The organism is Nocardia sp. NPDC051570, assembly GCF_044454005.1.
Lineage (GTDB): Bacteria > Actinomycetota > Actinomycetes > Mycobacteriales > Mycobacteriaceae > Nocardia.
Window position 1 is genome coordinate 124758 of the sequence record NZ_JBITDI010000006.1, and the last position, 15524, is coordinate 140281.

The 15524-nt window shown below is 68.8% G+C and carries 16 protein-coding genes and 1 tRNA gene; 10 read left to right on the forward strand and 7 right to left on the reverse strand.

The features are described from left to right. The first annotated feature begins 62 nt into the window (after nt 1-62). Nucleotides 63-138 (forward strand) — tRNA-Gly (locus ACIA76_RS16755). On the opposite strand, the gene ACIA76_RS16760 is transcribed toward ACIA76_RS16755, so the two are convergent. Further along, on the reverse strand, nt 139-2166 hold the full coding sequence (locus ACIA76_RS16760; RefSeq protein WP_397152699.1) for a glycosyltransferase family 39 protein: 2028 nt from the start codon (nt 2164-2166) through the stop codon (nt 139-141). Nucleotides 2167-2230: 64 nt separating this feature from the next. Beyond that, nucleotides 2231-2815 carry a helix-turn-helix domain-containing protein gene (locus ACIA76_RS16765; RefSeq protein WP_397152700.1) on the reverse strand — a complete coding sequence of 195 codons (585 nt, stop codon included), beginning with the start codon at nt 2813-2815 and terminating at the stop codon, nt 2231-2233. 80 nt (nt 2816-2895) lie between these two features. Here ACIA76_RS16765 and ACIA76_RS16770 point away from each other — a divergent pair, with 80 nt between their 5' ends. The 4 genes from ACIA76_RS16770 to ACIA76_RS16785 all read left to right on the forward strand — a co-directional run bounded on the left by ACIA76_RS16770 (nt 2896) and on the right by ACIA76_RS16785 (nt 5985). Further along, nucleotides 2896-3885, forward strand: a complete 990-nt coding sequence (locus tag ACIA76_RS16770; protein WP_397152701.1) for an NAD(P)/FAD-dependent oxidoreductase — start codon at nt 2896-2898, stop codon at nt 3883-3885. A gap of 88 nt (nt 3886-3973) precedes the next feature. Further along, nucleotides 3974-4684 carry a hypothetical protein gene (locus ACIA76_RS16775; RefSeq protein WP_397152702.1) on the forward strand — a complete coding sequence of 237 codons (711 nt, stop codon included), beginning with the start codon at nt 3974-3976 and terminating at the stop codon, nt 4682-4684. Nucleotides 4685-4738: 54 nt separating this feature from the next. Then, on the forward strand, nt 4739-5143 hold the full coding sequence (locus ACIA76_RS16780; RefSeq protein WP_397152703.1) for a PPOX class F420-dependent oxidoreductase: 405 nt from the start codon (nt 4739-4741) through the stop codon (nt 5141-5143). A gap of 188 nt (nt 5144-5331) precedes the next feature. Beyond that, nucleotides 5332-5985 carry a Uma2 family endonuclease gene (locus ACIA76_RS16785; RefSeq protein WP_397152704.1) on the forward strand — a complete coding sequence of 218 codons (654 nt, stop codon included), beginning with the start codon at nt 5332-5334 and terminating at the stop codon, nt 5983-5985. 4 nt (nt 5986-5989) lie between these two features. On the opposite strand, the gene ACIA76_RS16790 is transcribed toward ACIA76_RS16785, so the two are convergent. From ACIA76_RS16790 to uraD, 5 genes are read right to left on the reverse strand one after another with little or no spacing between them, the layout of a single operon-like run. After that, on the reverse strand, nt 5990-6754 hold the full coding sequence (locus ACIA76_RS16790; protein WP_397152705.1) for an IclR family transcriptional regulator: 765 nt from the start codon (nt 6752-6754) through the stop codon (nt 5990-5992). A 56-nt stretch (nt 6755-6810) separates the two neighbouring features. Then, nucleotides 6811-7311, reverse strand: a complete 501-nt coding sequence (locus ACIA76_RS16795; protein ID WP_397152706.1) for a solute carrier family 23 protein — start codon at nt 7309-7311, stop codon at nt 6811-6813. 19 nt (nt 7312-7330) lie between these two features. Beyond that, nucleotides 7331-8236: a factor-independent urate hydroxylase gene (pucL, locus tag ACIA76_RS16800; protein ID WP_397152707.1), complete on the reverse strand. Its 906-nt coding sequence runs from the start codon at nt 8234-8236 to the stop codon at nt 7331-7333. 6 nt (nt 8237-8242) lie between these two features. Further along, entirely contained in the window at nt 8243-8578 is a 336-nt protein-coding gene (uraH, locus tag ACIA76_RS16805) for a hydroxyisourate hydrolase (RefSeq protein ID WP_397152708.1), read from the reverse strand. Further along, nucleotides 8575-9072 (reverse strand): 2-oxo-4-hydroxy-4-carboxy-5-ureidoimidazoline decarboxylase, encoded by a 498-nt coding sequence (gene uraD / locus ACIA76_RS16810; RefSeq protein WP_397152709.1) that lies wholly within the window; start codon nt 9070-9072, stop codon nt 8575-8577. Before uraD ends, uraH begins: the two co-directional genes overlap by 4 nt. Nucleotides 9073-9280: 208 nt before the next feature. Here uraD and ACIA76_RS16815 point away from each other — a divergent pair, with 208 nt between their 5' ends. The 5 genes from ACIA76_RS16815 (at nt 9281) to alc (ending at nt 15514) form a co-directional block, all read left to right on the forward strand. Continuing rightward, the gene (locus tag ACIA76_RS16815; protein ID WP_397152710.1) at nt 9281-10105 is read left to right on the forward strand and encodes a hydroxypyruvate isomerase family protein; all 825 of its coding nucleotides are present in this window, start codon (nt 9281-9283) and stop codon (nt 10103-10105) included. Further along, entirely contained in the window at nt 10102-10986 is an 885-nt protein-coding gene (locus tag ACIA76_RS16820) for a 2-hydroxy-3-oxopropionate reductase (protein WP_397152711.1), read from the forward strand. The genes ACIA76_RS16815 and ACIA76_RS16820 overlap by 4 nt, the downstream gene beginning before the upstream one ends. Nucleotides 10987-10999: 13 nt before the next feature. Then, entirely contained in the window at nt 11000-12691 is a 1692-nt protein-coding gene (gcl, locus tag ACIA76_RS16825) for a glyoxylate carboligase (protein WP_397152712.1), read from the forward strand. Nucleotides 12692-12775: 84 nt separating this feature from the next. Next, nucleotides 12776-13894 carry a glycerate kinase gene (locus tag ACIA76_RS16830; protein ID WP_397152713.1) on the forward strand — a complete coding sequence of 373 codons (1119 nt, stop codon included), beginning with the start codon at nt 12776-12778 and terminating at the stop codon, nt 13892-13894. 564 nt (nt 13895-14458) lie between these two features. Then, the gene (alc, locus tag ACIA76_RS16835; RefSeq protein WP_397153058.1) at nt 14459-15514 is read left to right on the forward strand and encodes an allantoicase; all 1056 of its coding nucleotides are present in this window, start codon (nt 14459-14461) and stop codon (nt 15512-15514) included. Nucleotides 15515-15524: the final 10 nt, after the last annotated feature.

Genomic DNA, 15524 nt, shown 5'->3' on the forward strand with positions numbered 1-15524 from the left:
GCGATTCGCTGTTTTCGGCGGATATCGGCTATTGTTTCTTCTCGCCGCCGAACAGCGGAAATGCGGATGTAGCGCAGTTGGTAGCGCATCACCTTGCCAAGGTGAGGGTCGCGGGTTCGAATCCCGTCATCCGCTCCATCACCCCAGATCGTAAACGGTGACGCCGTCGATCGTGCGGGCCTGATACTTCGATTGAACCCATGCGGAGATCTTCTGCGCCTCGTCGCTTCCGCCGGAGGATTCACCCCGCCGCCCGCCCATCATCTGCCCGCCGATGAAGTAGTGGATCTTGTGCTGTGCCACAAGCGATTCGAACTGCTCCAGCGTGGGCGCGGGATCGGTGCCGTTGTATCCACCGATCGCCATGACCGGAAGCCGGGTGGCGAGCTGATACGTGGCGGCACTGTTCGACCCCGTCGTGGCGGCCGCCCAGGTGTACGCACCGGCGTTGTCCTCCAGCGCCGCAACGATATTCGCGCCCGGCGCAGCCGACCCGAACAGCCCGCCGAGCGGACCACCCATCCCACCCCAGCCGCCCGGGGAACCGTTGCCACCACCGGCATTCCCGCCACCTTGGCTCGGGCTACCGTTGCCGCCATGGGTATTCCCGCCACCTCGGCCCGGGCCTCCATTGCCACCCGGATTCCGGCCACCCCACAGGGCTCCGCCCGGCCCGCCCGCACCGTGCGCGCCCGGTTTACCCGGACGCATATGCCCCCACCCGGCCCCTGGCGGACCGGCGCTGGGAACCGCACCGGCGTGTGAGTTCCCCACGGTGGCAAGGGAATAGGCGGTCGGCGCGGCCAGGCCCGTCACCACGGCGGCAGCCATTATCGCCGCGGCCACCCGGCGGGGCGTACGACCCACGGCGATCAACAAGATCGCCACGACCACCCCGGCGATCGCGATCACCGGCGCCAGCCACGGCAGCCACTCGGGCGTCCGCCGCAGCAGCACCCACGCCAGCGCCACCGTCAGCACCAGCGCCCCCGACAACACCGTCGCCGCGCGAATATCGCTGCGCCGCCGCCACATCAGCGCCGCGCCGATGCCGATCAAACCGCCGATCGCGGGGGCGAGCGCGACGGTGTAGTACGGGTGCAGAATGCCACCGGCGAAGCTGAACACCACACCCGTGACACCCAACCAGACCAGCCACAGCGTCAGCGCCGCCCGCGGCGCATCCGTGCGCGGTGCGCGACGCACCGCCCACAGCCCGGCCACGCCCAGGACCAGCGCCGCCGGAAGTAGCCAGGCGATCTGCCCGCCCATCTGATCGCCGAACAGCCGAGCCCATCCGGCATCGAAGTCGGTATTGCCCAGCCCGCCGGTCTCATTGCCGGTGATCCGCCCGAACCCGTTGTAGCCCAGGGCCAATTCGAGAATGCTGTTGTGCTGCGAACCCCCGATATAGGGCCGGGAATCCGCGGGCCACAGCGCCACCAGGGCCAGATACCAACCCGCCGAAACCACCACGGCCAGCACCGCGCTCAGCGAACGCAGCAGGCGAGTCCGCCAGGGGCCGTGTGCCGCAAGCAGATACACCAGCGCGAAGGCGGGCAGTACCAGAAACGCCTGCATCATCTTCGCCAGGAAGCCGAATCCGATCGCCACCCCGGCCAGCGGCAACCACCATGCGGCGGCGTCCTTCTCGATCGCACGCACCACGCAGTAGGCGGCGGCGGTCAGCAGCAGGACCAGTAGCGAATCGGGGTTATCGTAGCGAAACATCAAGGCCGCCACCGGAGTCAGCGCCAGCACCGCTCCGGCGAGCAGCCCCGCCCCGTGCCCGCTCACCCGCCGCACGGTCGCATAGAGCATGCCCACGGCCGCGACGCCCTCGAGCGCCTGCGGAACCAGCAGACTCCAGGATCCGAAGCCGAACAGCCGCGCGGAGAGGTCCATCACCCACAGCGCGCCCGGCGTCTTGTCCACCGTGATCGCATTCGCCGCATCGCTGGACCCGAACAGCATCGCCTTCCAGCTCGTCGACCCGGCCTGGACGGCGGCCGCATAGAACTGGTTGGCCCAGCCGCTGGCGCCCAGATCCCACAGATACAGCACCGCCGTCGCGATCAGCAGCGCGGCGAGCGACCAGACGCGGCGATCGCGCCGCACGGGCGGCGCGGCCGGCACGACGGCCGGTTCGGACAGTGTAGAAATCACCTCACCCAGCGTGCCCACCAGCTGTAGGTGCGACCTGGGCCCCCGCTGTGCGTTTGCTGGGAGATCATCGCCGGGCCTTCGGCGCGGCCCGCAGATGAGCGCGTTCGCCCTGCTTGCCGAACAGGCTCAGGAATTCGACCGGCTCGTCGTCGGCCGCGCCGAACCAGTGCGGGACACGGGTGTCGAATTCGGCCGCCTCGCCGGGCACCATCATGAAATCGTGTTCGCCGAGCACCACCCGCAGCCGCCCGTTGAGGACATACAGCCATTCATATCCCTCATGGGTCCGCGGATCCGGTTCGCGGCGACGGTCCCCCGGCCCGATCACCATCTTGAACGCCTGAATGCCCCCGGCCCGCCGGGTCAGCGGCACCATGGTCATGCCCGATTGGGTGACCGGGCGCAGATGAACCCGCGGGTCGCCGGTCTCGGGGGCGTCGACCAGCTCGTCGAGGGTGACGCCGTGCGCCCGGGCCAGCGGCAGCAGCTGTTCCAGCGTGGGCCGCCGAGCACCGGATTCGAGGCGGGAGAGCGTGCTCACCGAGATACCGGTCGCCGCGGACAGCTCGGCCAGCGTGGTCCGGCGGCGGCGACGCAGCTCGCGCAGCCGTGGACCCACCGCGTCGAGCGCCCGATCGAAATCGTCCATGATTCCAGTTTGCCACTTCGGCAAGATTCCTTGCCGATCCGACCGGCTCGTCGGCATGGTCGGAACGAGGAGGTGGTCATATGACCGGACATAGGAACGACGACTACGACGTGGTGGTGATCGGCGGCGGCGCGGCGGGTCTGAACGGGGCGCTGATGCTGGCCCGGATGCGCCGCTCGGTGCTGGTGATCGACTCCGGGGCGCCGCGCAATGCCCCGGCCGAGGGCGTGCACGGATTGTTCGCCCGCGACGGCGTGCCGCCGGGTGAGCTGCTCGCGACGGGACGGGCCGAGGTGGAATCGTACGGCGGCCGCGTGCTGGACGGCGAGGTGGTCGAGATCGCGCGCGGCGGCACCGGATTCGTCGTGCGGCTGGCCGACGACCGGACGGTGCGCGCGCGGCGGCTGCTGGTGACCACGGGTCTGGTCGACGAGTTGCCACAGATCGCGGGCCTGCGCGAGCGCTGGGGCCGCGATGTGGTGCACTGCCCGTACTGCCACGGCTGGGAGGTGCGCGATCGAATCATCGGCGTCCTGGGCAACGGGGCGATGACAGTGCATGTGGCGCAGCTGTTTCGGCAGTTGAGCACCGATATCGTCTACTTCCCGCGGACCACGCCGCTGACCGTCGAACAGGCCGGGCAGCTCGCCGCGCGGGGCATCCGCGTGGTCGAGGGCGAGGTGGAATCGGTTGTCGTGAGCGAGGATCGGCTGACGGGCGTGCGCCTGACCGACGGCGGTGTCATCGCCGTCGAGGCGCTCGCGGTCCCGCCGCGCATGACCGCGCGCGCCGGATTCCTGGTGTCGCTGGGCCTGCGCCCGAGCGAACATCCCAGTGGCGCGGGCGAATTCATCGCGGTCGGTCCGACCGGTCGGACCGAGATTCCGGAGGTCTGGGCCGCCGGTAATGTGACCGACCCGTCGGCTCAGGTGGGTGCGGCCGCGGCGGCGGGAGCGTTCGCGGGCGCTCAGATCAACGCCGATCTCGTGGCCGAGGAGGTCCGGGTGGCGGTCGAGGCTCGGGATCTCGAGCAATTCCCAGTCTCGGCCGGTCCGCACAGCCAACGCTGATTCGGGGCACAGCGGGGGCCCACGTTCGTGACCGACCGTAGAGCGAACGACCGGCAGCCGGTCCGAGATTCGCCGAAGGAGCCCTCCCATGACGCCCCCCGTCCAGCAGCCGTCCAGCGCCCAACAACCTTGGGGCGCACCGCAACCCGAGCCGACGAAATGGTCGGCTCGCAAGATCCTCGCGGCCGTCGGCGTCGCGGTGGTGATCGCCGCGGCGGGCGGGGGCATCGTCTATGCCGCCTCCGGGCATTCCGGTGGCGAGCGGGGATCGAGCATGGGAATGAACGGCCCGGGCGGTGCGATGGGCCGCGGCGGAGCCGGGGGCGGCATGCCCGGCGCCCTGCACAGCAGCTTCGTCGTCCCCGACGGCACCGGCGGCTATCTCACCGAACTGACCCAAACCGGCACGGTCACCGCCGTATCCGCCGACTCCATCACCGCCAAGAGCGCCGATGAGTTCACCCAGACCTACGCCATCACCACCACGACGACGGGCGATCCGGCCGCGAAAGTCGGTGACACCGTGAGCATTCGGGCCACGGAGTCGAACAACACCGCCACCGCCACGGCGATCACCGAGGGTACCGGCGGGGGCCGTCGCGGCGGCCCAGGGCGACTCGGTGGCGGCGGCCAGGGTGGTGGTGGCGACCAGTTCGGTGGTGGCGGCCAGTTCGGTGGCGGCGGCCAGGGTGGTGGCGGCCAGTTCGGGAGCGGCGGCCAGGGTGGCGCTCCGGGCCAGCCGGGCGGCGCTGCCCAATTCCCGGGCGCCCCAGGGCAATCCGGCGACTCCCCGAACTGACTCGCCCGGGAACGGCCATGGTGAGCGCTCCAGGCCTTGCCATAGGATGTCGCCATGCTGCCAGACAAGGTCCGAAGACTGTTCGCCGCACCGCATTACGGCGTCGTCGCCACGATCGAACCGGACGGTACCCCGCAGACCAGCCTGGTGTGGGTGCGCGCCGACGAGGACGCGGTCTACTTCTCCACTCTGAAGGACCGCCGCAAGTACACCAATCTGGTGGCGAATCCCCAGGTCAGCATCCTGGTCGAGGCCGAGGGCGACTACGTCGAGGTGCGCGGCCGCGCGGAGCTGACCGAACAGGGTGGACGCGAGCTGATCAACTCGCTCGCGCAGGAGTACACCGGCTCACCGTTCCGCCCCGAAACGGCCGACAAGGTCCGCATCGTCATACGCGTGGTCCCCGACAAGATCCGCACCGTCGGCCCGAAACCGGGATCCGTGGAACGACTTCGGTAGTCGGCGACGCAAGATCATAACGCCGGATCCAGCGGCCAGACTCCAGACAACCGTCGCCCTTCTCCTCCCCCGTGAGCCAGCCGGTGCCGTCGATCCCAGCATGACTCCTCGGGTCCGTCAGCACCGCGAACACCCCGGCGGCGGGCGCGGCGAAAGTCAGGTCCCCGACCAGGGGATAGCATGGCGCTATGTCGACTCCACGCGTCGAGCAGCCGGACCTCCCCGAGTACATGACCTGGGAGGAGCTCGAGCAGTTACCCGAGGAGATCGCGGGCCAGATCGAGCTGTGGGAGGGACGCGTCGTCTGGGTTCGGCGCGGGCCAGCAGAACATCAGGACTTCACCGTGCGACTTTGGAACGCTCTGTATCGCTGCTCCCGAGAAGACATGTCGCATAACCTCGAGCACTGCTGGCGAGTCAGCATCGAGACAAATGTCTTCTTCGGTTCCAATGGTAAGTCGGACTACGTGACGCCCGACTTCCTCGTCTACCGCTGCCTCGAGCAGGAGTATCAAGACATTCGTGCCGCCGATGTATATGTCGCGGGTGAAGTTCTATCGCCGTCGAATACTGACCGTGACGTCGAGGCGAAGAAAGCGAAGTACGCAAGCGCCGGGATCCCTTGGTACTGGGAGGTTCTGCTCGGAAAGGGACCACGACGTATCACCGTCGTCCGCGCGTGGGTTCTGGAGACCGGCCATGGCCGAATATCTGACGGTGTAACACCGCTGCGTCCGGCGAACTACGTCGTCGCCGGAGAATGGGCCTCCGCAGCGACCGATGGCATAACCTTCGGGTACCCGTTCCCGATCCGAATCCCCTGGACCGAGCTCGCATTCTGACGACTCACCCTCGGGCCACCAGATCCCGCCCGATGCTCGCGGCTGTCTCCTGCAACAGCGGGATGATCTTGTCCATATCCAACCCCGATACCCGCGCCTGCGGGCCGCTGATCGAAATCGCCGCGCGGGTGGGGGCATTCGGGATGGCCACCGCGAAACAGCGGACGCCGATTTCCTGTTCGCCGTCGTCGACCGCGTATCCCTGGATGCGGATGCGGTCGATTTCGGTGCGCATGGTGGCGGAGTCGGTGATGGTGTGGGTGGTGCGGGGGCTCATGGTGATTCGGGACAGGATGCGGGCGGTTTCGTCGATGGGGATGGTGGCCAGGACCGCCTTGCCGACGGCCGTGCAGTGCAGGTCGACGCGCTGGCCCACCTCGGTGAACATGCGCATGGCGTGGGGGGAGGGGACCTGGGCGACGTAGACGACCTGATCGCCGTCGAGGACGGCCATATTGGAGGTCTCGCCGGTGAGGTCGCGCAGCCGGGTGAGATGTGGGCGGGCCGAGGCGCCGAGTACTCGGCTGGCGGTTTCGCCGAGACGAATAAGCCTGGGGCCCAAGGCATATCGGCGCGACGGCTGCTGGCGGATATAACCCCCGGCGATGAGGGTGCGTAGCAGTCGGTGGATGGTCGGCTGCGGCAGGCCGGAGGATTCGGCCAGATGCGACAGCGTCGCCTCGCCCCCGGCGTCGGCCATCAGCTCCAGCAACTCGAAGGCACGATCGACGGACTGTACCCCGCCCGCTCGGGCACGCGATTCGGTCACGGCGATCCTTCCTTCGTGGGTCGGTATGCCCACCATCATCGCAGCAACGCCGAACCTCACGTAGCGACCGCCCGCCGAGCGCGCAGGTGGAAGACCTGATTCAGCACGATCGCCGTGACACATCCGGCGCTGATCCCCGATCCCATGATGGTCACCACCAGCTCCGGCATGCCCGCGTAGAACCCCGGCGCCACCGTCGGAGTCATACCCACGAACAGCGCCGCACCGTACACCGTGGGCAGGGCGGCGCCGGGAACCGAACTCTTCACGATGGCCAGCACCGGCGCGACCGCGGCGAAGGAGGCCCCGTTGATCAGCGGCAGCCGCGCCCCGAATCGCCACCACCCCAACGCCTGCAGCAGGGTCGCCAGACCCGCGCTGAACAGGCTGGCGGTGATGAGCAGGGCCTGATCCCGCCCCCCGAGACCGACCGCGGCCCCGATGATCAACGGCGGGGCGACGACTCCCGCCACCATGGCCGCGATGTGCTGCAGTCCGCCCGCGAGCAGCTGCCAGGGCGGCGGGACGGTATCGACCGGATGTCGTTGCGGCTCCATTGCCGCGCCTCCTTCTCGATCAGCAAAAGGCGGGGATCCCGTGCCAGGCGGCACCCGGATCGGTGGCGTCGTCGCGCTCGACGGTCGCCTCGATCAGCCCGTAGGGCCGGTCCGCGGCGATGAACACCTCGCCCGGATTCTCGACGCCGAAGCGGTCGAGGTCGTAGCGGAAGTGATGCTTATTGGGCGCGGAGAAGCGGATCTCGGCGACCTCGGTGTGCTGTTCGAGCACCGCGCGGCCCATGCTGTAGAGCGTCTGCTGCAGCGCGTAGGAATGTACGGCGGCGAACTGCCGCAACAGGATCGAGCGAATCGAATCGAAGGACTTGTCCCAGTCGACATCCGTATGGTTGTAGCGCCACCGGGCCACCAGCGAAGTGGCCATGATCCGATCCGTGGTCTCCTCGAGCGTGGTGTATCGATCCTTGAAGAAACCGTGGAACTCCGAACTGGTCGTCTTCAGCAGCACCAGATCCTTGATGCCCGTGACCACATGCGCGCGCCGGTCCGGGCCGACGCCGTCGACGTTGATGACGGTGGTGCGCACTCCCCCGCCGCTCCGCACGAACGAATGGTCGTGGCCTAGACCGTCGACCGGGATACGGTCCCAGGCGTATTCGTCGATCTCGATACGCGCGCCGTCCGCGCCCGGGCAGCGGGCGATGAAGTGATCGGCGAGGGTGAGACCGAAGTCCTCGACGGCCTCGACGCCCTTCTCCTTGGCGAAGGCGAAGACCGTATTCTTCTGGGTGTCGGTGGGCAGGATATCGCGCTGGTCACCGGTGGTATGCGCCTCGGTGAACCGCCCGCGCAGCGAGGTGGAGACGTTGAGATCGCGAATGGTATGCCGCGCGGAGTCGCGGAATACCCGCACGAGACGGTTTTCGGCCTTGCCGTACTGGTTCGGCCCGAGCTGGATAGCCATGGAAGTTCAGCTCCCTCGATAGGTGGACATGGCGAACGGGGACAACAGCAGCGGCACATGGTGGTGCTGCCGCGGATCGGTGACGGTGAAGGTCACGGTCACCTCGGGAAAGAATCGGTCGCGATCGCCGTAATACGTCGCGGCGTCGAAGATCAGGCGGTAGTCACCGGCCTCGACCCGGTCCGGGCCGAGTGTGCCGATCCGGCCGTCGTCGTCGGTATGCCCGGAATCCAGTGCGCGCCAACCGGAGTCGTCGCGAGCCTCGAGGCGCACCGGAACCCCGCGCGCGGGACGTCCGGCGGCGGTGTCGAGCACATGGGTGGTGATCGCGCTACGCGTCATGGAGTAACCATCCGTTCCAGCCGCTTTCGGGCGATCGCGGCGAGTTCCCTTCGGGTGACCAGGATTTCGGCGGCCGGATCGTTGTCCAGCCGGGCCGTCAGATCGGCGAGCAGCTCGCGCCCGCCGCGACCCGCGGCGCACACCAGATAGATGTGATCGAATTTCGCCTCGTAGGCGAGGTTGCCCGCGATCAGCCGCTCGGCCAGTGCGGCATCGGCGGCGTCGACACCGGACTGTTCGCGGGCGGTCTGGGAGCCGGGTGCGGTCGCCGCGCCGATGCGGGGGTGCTCGGCCAGTGCGGCGCGGATCTGCGCCTCCGGCAATGCGAGCGCCGCTCGCTCGGCCAGCTCCAGCAGGGTGTCACGGCTCGCATACGGCCGGGCCGCATACACCGTCTCGATCCAATCCGTCACGCCCACAACGTCTTTCAGACTCGCCCGCCAGGCGGGGGGCGAGAGTTGATTGATCCGGGCGATCGTGGGCGGCTCCGTCACCGTCACACCTCCGAAGACTTCTACGATGCGGAAATCGAATTCCGATTGATCGAATGTAGGAGCGGCCACAACGCGCTGTCAACGGATCGGCGGGAGTTCGCCGAGTTTCCCGAAAAGTGTTGACCGCCACATCCGGATGCCGCTACCGTCGAATGACGGAAGATAGATTCCGTATTGCGGAATTCGCGGCATCGAGAGAAGAGACCGCATGACACGAGAACCCCTCCCCTACGCGGTGAACCTGTCCATCCTGTTCACCGAACTCCCCCTGCCCGAACGCCCCGCCGCGGCCCGCGCGGCCGGATTCGAGGCCGTGGAGTTCTGGTGGCCGTTCGCCACCGCCACTCCCGATACCGCCGAGGTCGACGCCTTCGTGGCGGCCGTCGAGCGGGCCGGGGTGCGCCTGATCGGCCTGAACCTGTTCGCCGGTGATATGCCGCGCGGCGACCGCGGCGTCGTGTCGTGGCCGGGGCGCGAACAGGAGTTCGCCGACAGCGTCGGCTGGGCCGTGCGGATCGGCGAGCGGCTGGGCTGCCGGGCCTTCAATGCCTTGTACGGCAACCGAATCGAGGGCGCGGCGCCCGATCAGCAGGATGCGGTGGCGCTGCGCAACCTCGGGCTCGCCGCGCGCGCGATCGCCGAGATCGACGGCACGGTGCTGCTGGAACCGGTCAGCGGCATAGCGGCCTATCCGCTGCGGACCGCCGAGGATGTCGTCGGCATGCTCGATCGGGTGCGCGCCGCGCAGGGGGCGGCGAATCTCGGCCTGCTCGCCGATCTCTACCACCTGACGGTCAACGGCGACGACCTGGACCGGGTCATCGCGCGCTACGGCGACCGCATCGCCCACGTCCAGATCGCCGACGCGCCCGGCCGTCACGAACCCGGCACCGGCGAACTCGACCTCTTCGGCTACGTCGACAAGATCGGCGCGGCCGGTTATCGCGGCTACGTCGCCGCCGAATACGTCCCCTCCGGAGCCAGCGCCGACAGCTTCACCTGGCTGCCCACGCGACAAGGAGTCACCCCATGACCAGGATCGGATTCATCGGACTCGGCATCATGGGCTCGCCCATGGCCGGTCACCTGGTGCAGGCCGGACACGAGGTGGTCGGCCACACCCTCAACACCGAGGCCTACCAACGGCTCGAGGCCGACGGCGGCCGCGCGGCCGGGAGCATCGCCGAGGCGGTGACCGACGCCGAGATCGTGATCACCATGCTGCCCAACCATCCTCAGGTCGAGGAGGTGGTACTCGGCGCGGACGGCGTCTTCGCGCATGCGTCGCGGGGCGCGCTGCTGATCGACTTCTCCACGATCCGCCCCGAGAGTTCGGTCGCCATCGCCGACGCGGGCGGCACGGCCGGATTCCGCGTGCTGGACGCGCCGGTCTCGGGCGGGCAGGCCGGCGCCGAACAGGGTGTGCTGTCCATCATGGTCGGCGGCACGGCATTCGACTTCGCCTCGGCCACACCGATTTTCGAGGCGGTCGGCAAGACCTACATCCATGTCGGCCCGCACGGCGCGGGACAGGTGGTGAAGGCGGCCAACCAGCTGGTGGTCGGCGGCACCTACGCCCTGGTCGCCGAGGCGATCGTGCTCATGGAGGCGCTCGGCGTCGACGCGGCTAAGGGTCTGGACGTGCTCGCCGGCGGGCTGGCGGGCAGCCGCATCCTCGAGCTCAAACGCTCCTCGATGGTCGCGCGCGAATTCGCGCCCGGCTTCCGAATCGACCTGCACCACAAGGATATGGGCATCGTCGCCGACGCGGCCCGGCAGGCGGATGTCGCGCTGCCGACCTCGGCCCTGGTGGCCTCGCTGATCGCGGCCGCACGCGCCCAGGGCTACGGATCGCTGGATCACTCGGCCCTGCTGAAGGTGATCGAGAACCTCAACGGGCGCGGCGAGAAGTAGAAAGGGAATCACCATGGCGAAAGTCCCGGTCATGCATGCCGTGATGGATGTGCTGCTGTCGGAGGGCGTCGATGTGAGTTTCGGCTGCCCCGGCGCGGCGATCCTGCCGCTCTACGATGCCATGCGCAAGACCGAGATGCGGCATCTGATCGTGCGCCACGAGGAGGGCGCCACGCATATGGCCGACGGGTGGGCGCGCACCACCGGCAATGTCGGCGTGGCGATCGGCACCTCGGGTCCGGCGGGCACCAACATGATCACCGGCCTCTACACCGCGCACGCGGATTCCATTCCGATCCTGTGCATTACGGGTCAGGCCGAATCGAACAAGTTGCACCAGGAGGCCTTTCAGGCCGTCGATATCGTCGCCATCGCCGAACCGGTCACCAAATGGGCCGTGCAGGTGAAGGAGGCCGCACAGGCGCCGTGGATCTTCCGCGAGGCGTTCCGGATCGCGCGTTCGGGGCGGCCGGGTCCGGTGCTCATCGATCTGCCGCTGGATGTGCAGCGCCAGGAGATCGAATGGGATGCGAGCATCGACGCGCCGCTGCCGGTGCCGCGGGTGCTGCCGCATCCGCCCCGGGTGAGCCGCGCGCTGGATCTGCTGCTGGCCGCCGAGCGGCCGCTGATCCTGGCCGGTGGCGGCGTGGTGATCGGCGAGGCGCACGACCAATTGCGGGAACTGGCCGAGCTTTTGGGCGTGCCGGTGCAGGTCACGCTGATGGGTAAGGGGTCGGTTCCCGAGGATCACGAGCTGTTCGCCGGGATCACCGGCGTGCAGACCAGTCAGCGCTGGGCCAATGCGGCGTTCCTGGAGTCGGATCTGGTGCTGGCGCTGGGCGCGCGCTTCGGCGACCGGCACACCGGCAGGCTGGACGTGTACCGCGGCGATCGCACGTTCATCCATGTCGATATCGAGCCTACCCAGCTGGGCAAGGTGTTCGGGCCGGATCTCGGTGTGGTGAGCGATGTCCGGCCGTTCCTGACCGCGCTGCTGGCCGAGGCGCGCGGCCGCAAGCGGCTGCGCGATTATCGGGACTGGGTCGCGCGGCTGGCGGAGCTGCGCGCAACACTCACTCGCCGAGACGATTTCGACGTCACGCCGATCAAGCCGCCACGGGTGTTCAAGGAGATCAACGAAACATTCGGCGCGGACACGTATTTCGTCACCGCCATCGGGCTGTACCAGATCTGGTCCGGGCAATTCCAGAAGGCATATCTGCCGCGGCACTATCAGGTGTGCGGCCAGGCCGGGCCGCTGGGCTGGGAGATTCCGGCCGCGATCGGCGTGAAGGCGGCGAAGCCGGACGCGGAAGTCGTTGCGGTGGTGGGTGATTACGGATTCCAGTTCCTGGTCGAGGAGCTGGCGGTGGCCGCCCAGTACGACGTGCCGTTCGTGATCATCATGATCAACAACGAATACCTGGGCCTGATCCGCCAGGCGTCGCTGCCGTACGAGATGAACTATCAGGTCGATATCCACTACGACGAGTTCGGCACCGACAACGTCAAGATCATGGAGGCCTACGGCTGCTCCGGCCGCCGCGTCCACGAGCCCGGCGATATCTCCGACGCGTTGAGCTGGGCCCGCAAACAGGCCGAGGCCACCGGACGCCCCGTGCTGGTGGAGGTCATGGTCGAACGCGAGGCCAATACCGCCCACGGCCCGGCCATCGACGCCGTGCGCGAATTCGAATCGGCCTGAGTCATGAGCCCGGTTCCCGCCCGGCACGATGCTCCCGATTCAGGTCGTGGTGACCGGATCGGGGGAACGACCGCACCGCGAATCGTGTTGGCGCCCGATAAGTTCAAGGGTTCGCTCGCGGCCGGCGCGGTCGCCGACGCGGTGGCCGACGGGATCCGGCGGGTGCGGCCGGAGGCCGTGATTCGCTGGGTGCCGGTGGCCGACGGCGGGGAGGGGACGGTGGATGCGGCCGTCTCCGCCGGATTCGATCGCATGACGATCGAGGTCGCCGGTCCCACCGGCGAACCCGTCCGGGCGGCCTTCGCCCACGACGGGCGGGTCGCGGTCGTGGAGGCCGCCGCGGCCTGCGGGCTGTCCCGACTGCCCGGCGGGCGGCCCGCACCGCTGACGGCGACCAGCCTCGGCGTCGGTGAACTGCTCCGCGCGGCACTCGATACCGGTTGCCGCACAGTGGTTCTCGGCGTGGGAGGCAGCGCCTGCACCGACGGAGGGGCGGGCATGCTGGCCGGATTGGGCGCGCAGCCGCTCGACGCGGCCGGGCGGCCCGCATCGCCGGGCGGCGGCGCGCTCACCGAGATCGCCTATCTGGACCTGCATCGGCTCGATCCCCGCATCCGCGAGGTCGAGCTGGTGCTGGCCAGCGACGTCGACAACCCGCTGCTCGGAACGCATGGCGCCGCAGCAGTTTTCGGCCCCCAGAAGGGCGCCGACACGGACCAGGTGGCCACACTGGAGGCGGGCCTGACCCACTGGGCCACCCTGGTCGCCCGCCGCACCGGCTTCGACGCCGCCGACCGCCCCGGCGCGGGCGCGGCGGGCGGTATCGGCTTCGCCGCCCTGGCCGTCCTGGGCGCCCGCCGATCCGGCGGCATCGACGTCCTGCTCGACCTGGTCGGCTTCGACCGCGCGGTAGTGGGCGCGGACCTGGTGATCACCGGCGAGGGCTCCCTGGACGCCCAAACCCTGCATGGCAAGGCCCCCGTAGGCGTGGCCGCCCGCGCCGCCGAGGCAGGCGTCCGAACCATCGCGGTAGCAGGCCGCTGCCTCCTCTCGACCACCCAACTACACACCGCCGCAATAACTTCGGCCTACGCCCTCAACGACCTCGAACCAGACCTACAACGCTGCCAATCCCACCCCATCCCCCTCCTACGCACCCTAGGCGAACACATAGCCCGCACCCACCTACCCACCCCCACATGACCCCCGCACCCCTTCTCACACTTCGCACCCCCTGCGGGCACCCAGACCCGGTGCGAAGTGCAGGAGCCAGTGCGAAGCCTCCCGGCCCCGCAAGCAGAAGCCCCCGGCAACCGCGCACCGCGACCGGAAGCCTCCGCCAACGCCGCACTCTGTCTCGCGCTTCGCACCCTCTGCGGGCATCCATATCGGGTGCGAAGCGCGAGAAGGGGTGCGAGGGCTCCCGCCGCGCGGGTGGAAGCCGGAAACCCGCCGCCGTCAAGGGTTTCCGACTTCCTCCCGGGCAGCGGGAGCCTCCGGCAACGCCGCACCCCTTCTCGCGCTTCGCACCCCTTGCGGGCGTCCATATCGAGTGCGAAGCGCAAGAGCCAGTGCGAAGCCTGCCGCCTCGCGAACAGAAGCCCCGGCAGCCCTGCACCGCGAGCGGGAGCCTCCGGCAATGCCGCACCCTTTCCCGCGCTTCGCACCCCTTGCGGGCGTCCGTAACCGGTGCGACTCGCGGGACAGGGTGCGAAGGGGGCGATCCTGCGCGGACGGGGGCGGTCGGGCTGGCTGCGCGGGGAACTGATCACCGGCGACCAACCCCGTGGCCGCCTGCTACAGAAAGAGGTTCAGATGAGCGACTGGTCCCGGCTTCCCGATCTGGCGGCGCGACAGGTCGGCGGCAGCGTGCTCGATGCCAACGACGAATTCTTCGCCGAGCGTGAGAATCTCATCAAGGATGAGGCGCCCGCCTATCGTCCGCACACCTTCACCAACAAGGGTCAGGAATACGACGGCTGGGAGACCCGCCGCCGCCGCGACGGCAGCCCGGGGCCCGATTGGGCGCTGATCCGGCTCGGCATCGCGGGCGTTCCGGCCGGAATCGTGGTGGACACCGCGTATTTCGTCGGCAACTATCCGCCCGAGGTCTCGGTGGCGGGCGCATGCGTGCCCGGCCATCCGACGGTCGAGGAATTGCTCTCGGCCCCATGGCATCCGATCCTCGCCCGCTCCCCGATCAAGGGCGATACCCGCAACGAATTCGAGGTCTCCGGCGAGCGCCGCATCACCCATGTGCGGCTGAACATGCATCCCGACGGCGGCATCGCCCGGCTGCGCGTGCACGGCATCGCGGTGCCGGATCCGCAGTGGCTCGACGATATCCCGTTCGATCTGATCGCACTGCGCCATGGCGGGCGGGTGCTCGACTGCAGCGACGGATTCTTCTCGCCGCCGAACAATATGCTCCAACCGGGCATTTCACGTTTCATGGCCGACGGCTGGGAATCGCGCCGCCGGCGCGACGACGGAAACGACTGGGCCACCGTCGCCCTGGCCGCCGAGGCCACACCGTCGGTACTGGACCTGGACACGACCCACTACAAAGGCAATGCGCCCGCACGCATCTCGCTCGACGGCTACACCACCGAGAACCAACCGGTCCCTCTACTACCGCCCACCCTCGTGCAGCCTGATGCGCCGCATCGCTTCCGGCTGCACAGCGGGCCAGCGGTGAACCGGGTGCGGCTCAACGTCTTTCCCGACGGCGGCATCGCCCGCCTGCGCCTGTTCGGCCCGCTCACCGACGCCGGACGACGGCAGATGCACGATCGCTTCACGGCCACCACCCCGGGCCATTGATCAGAACGGA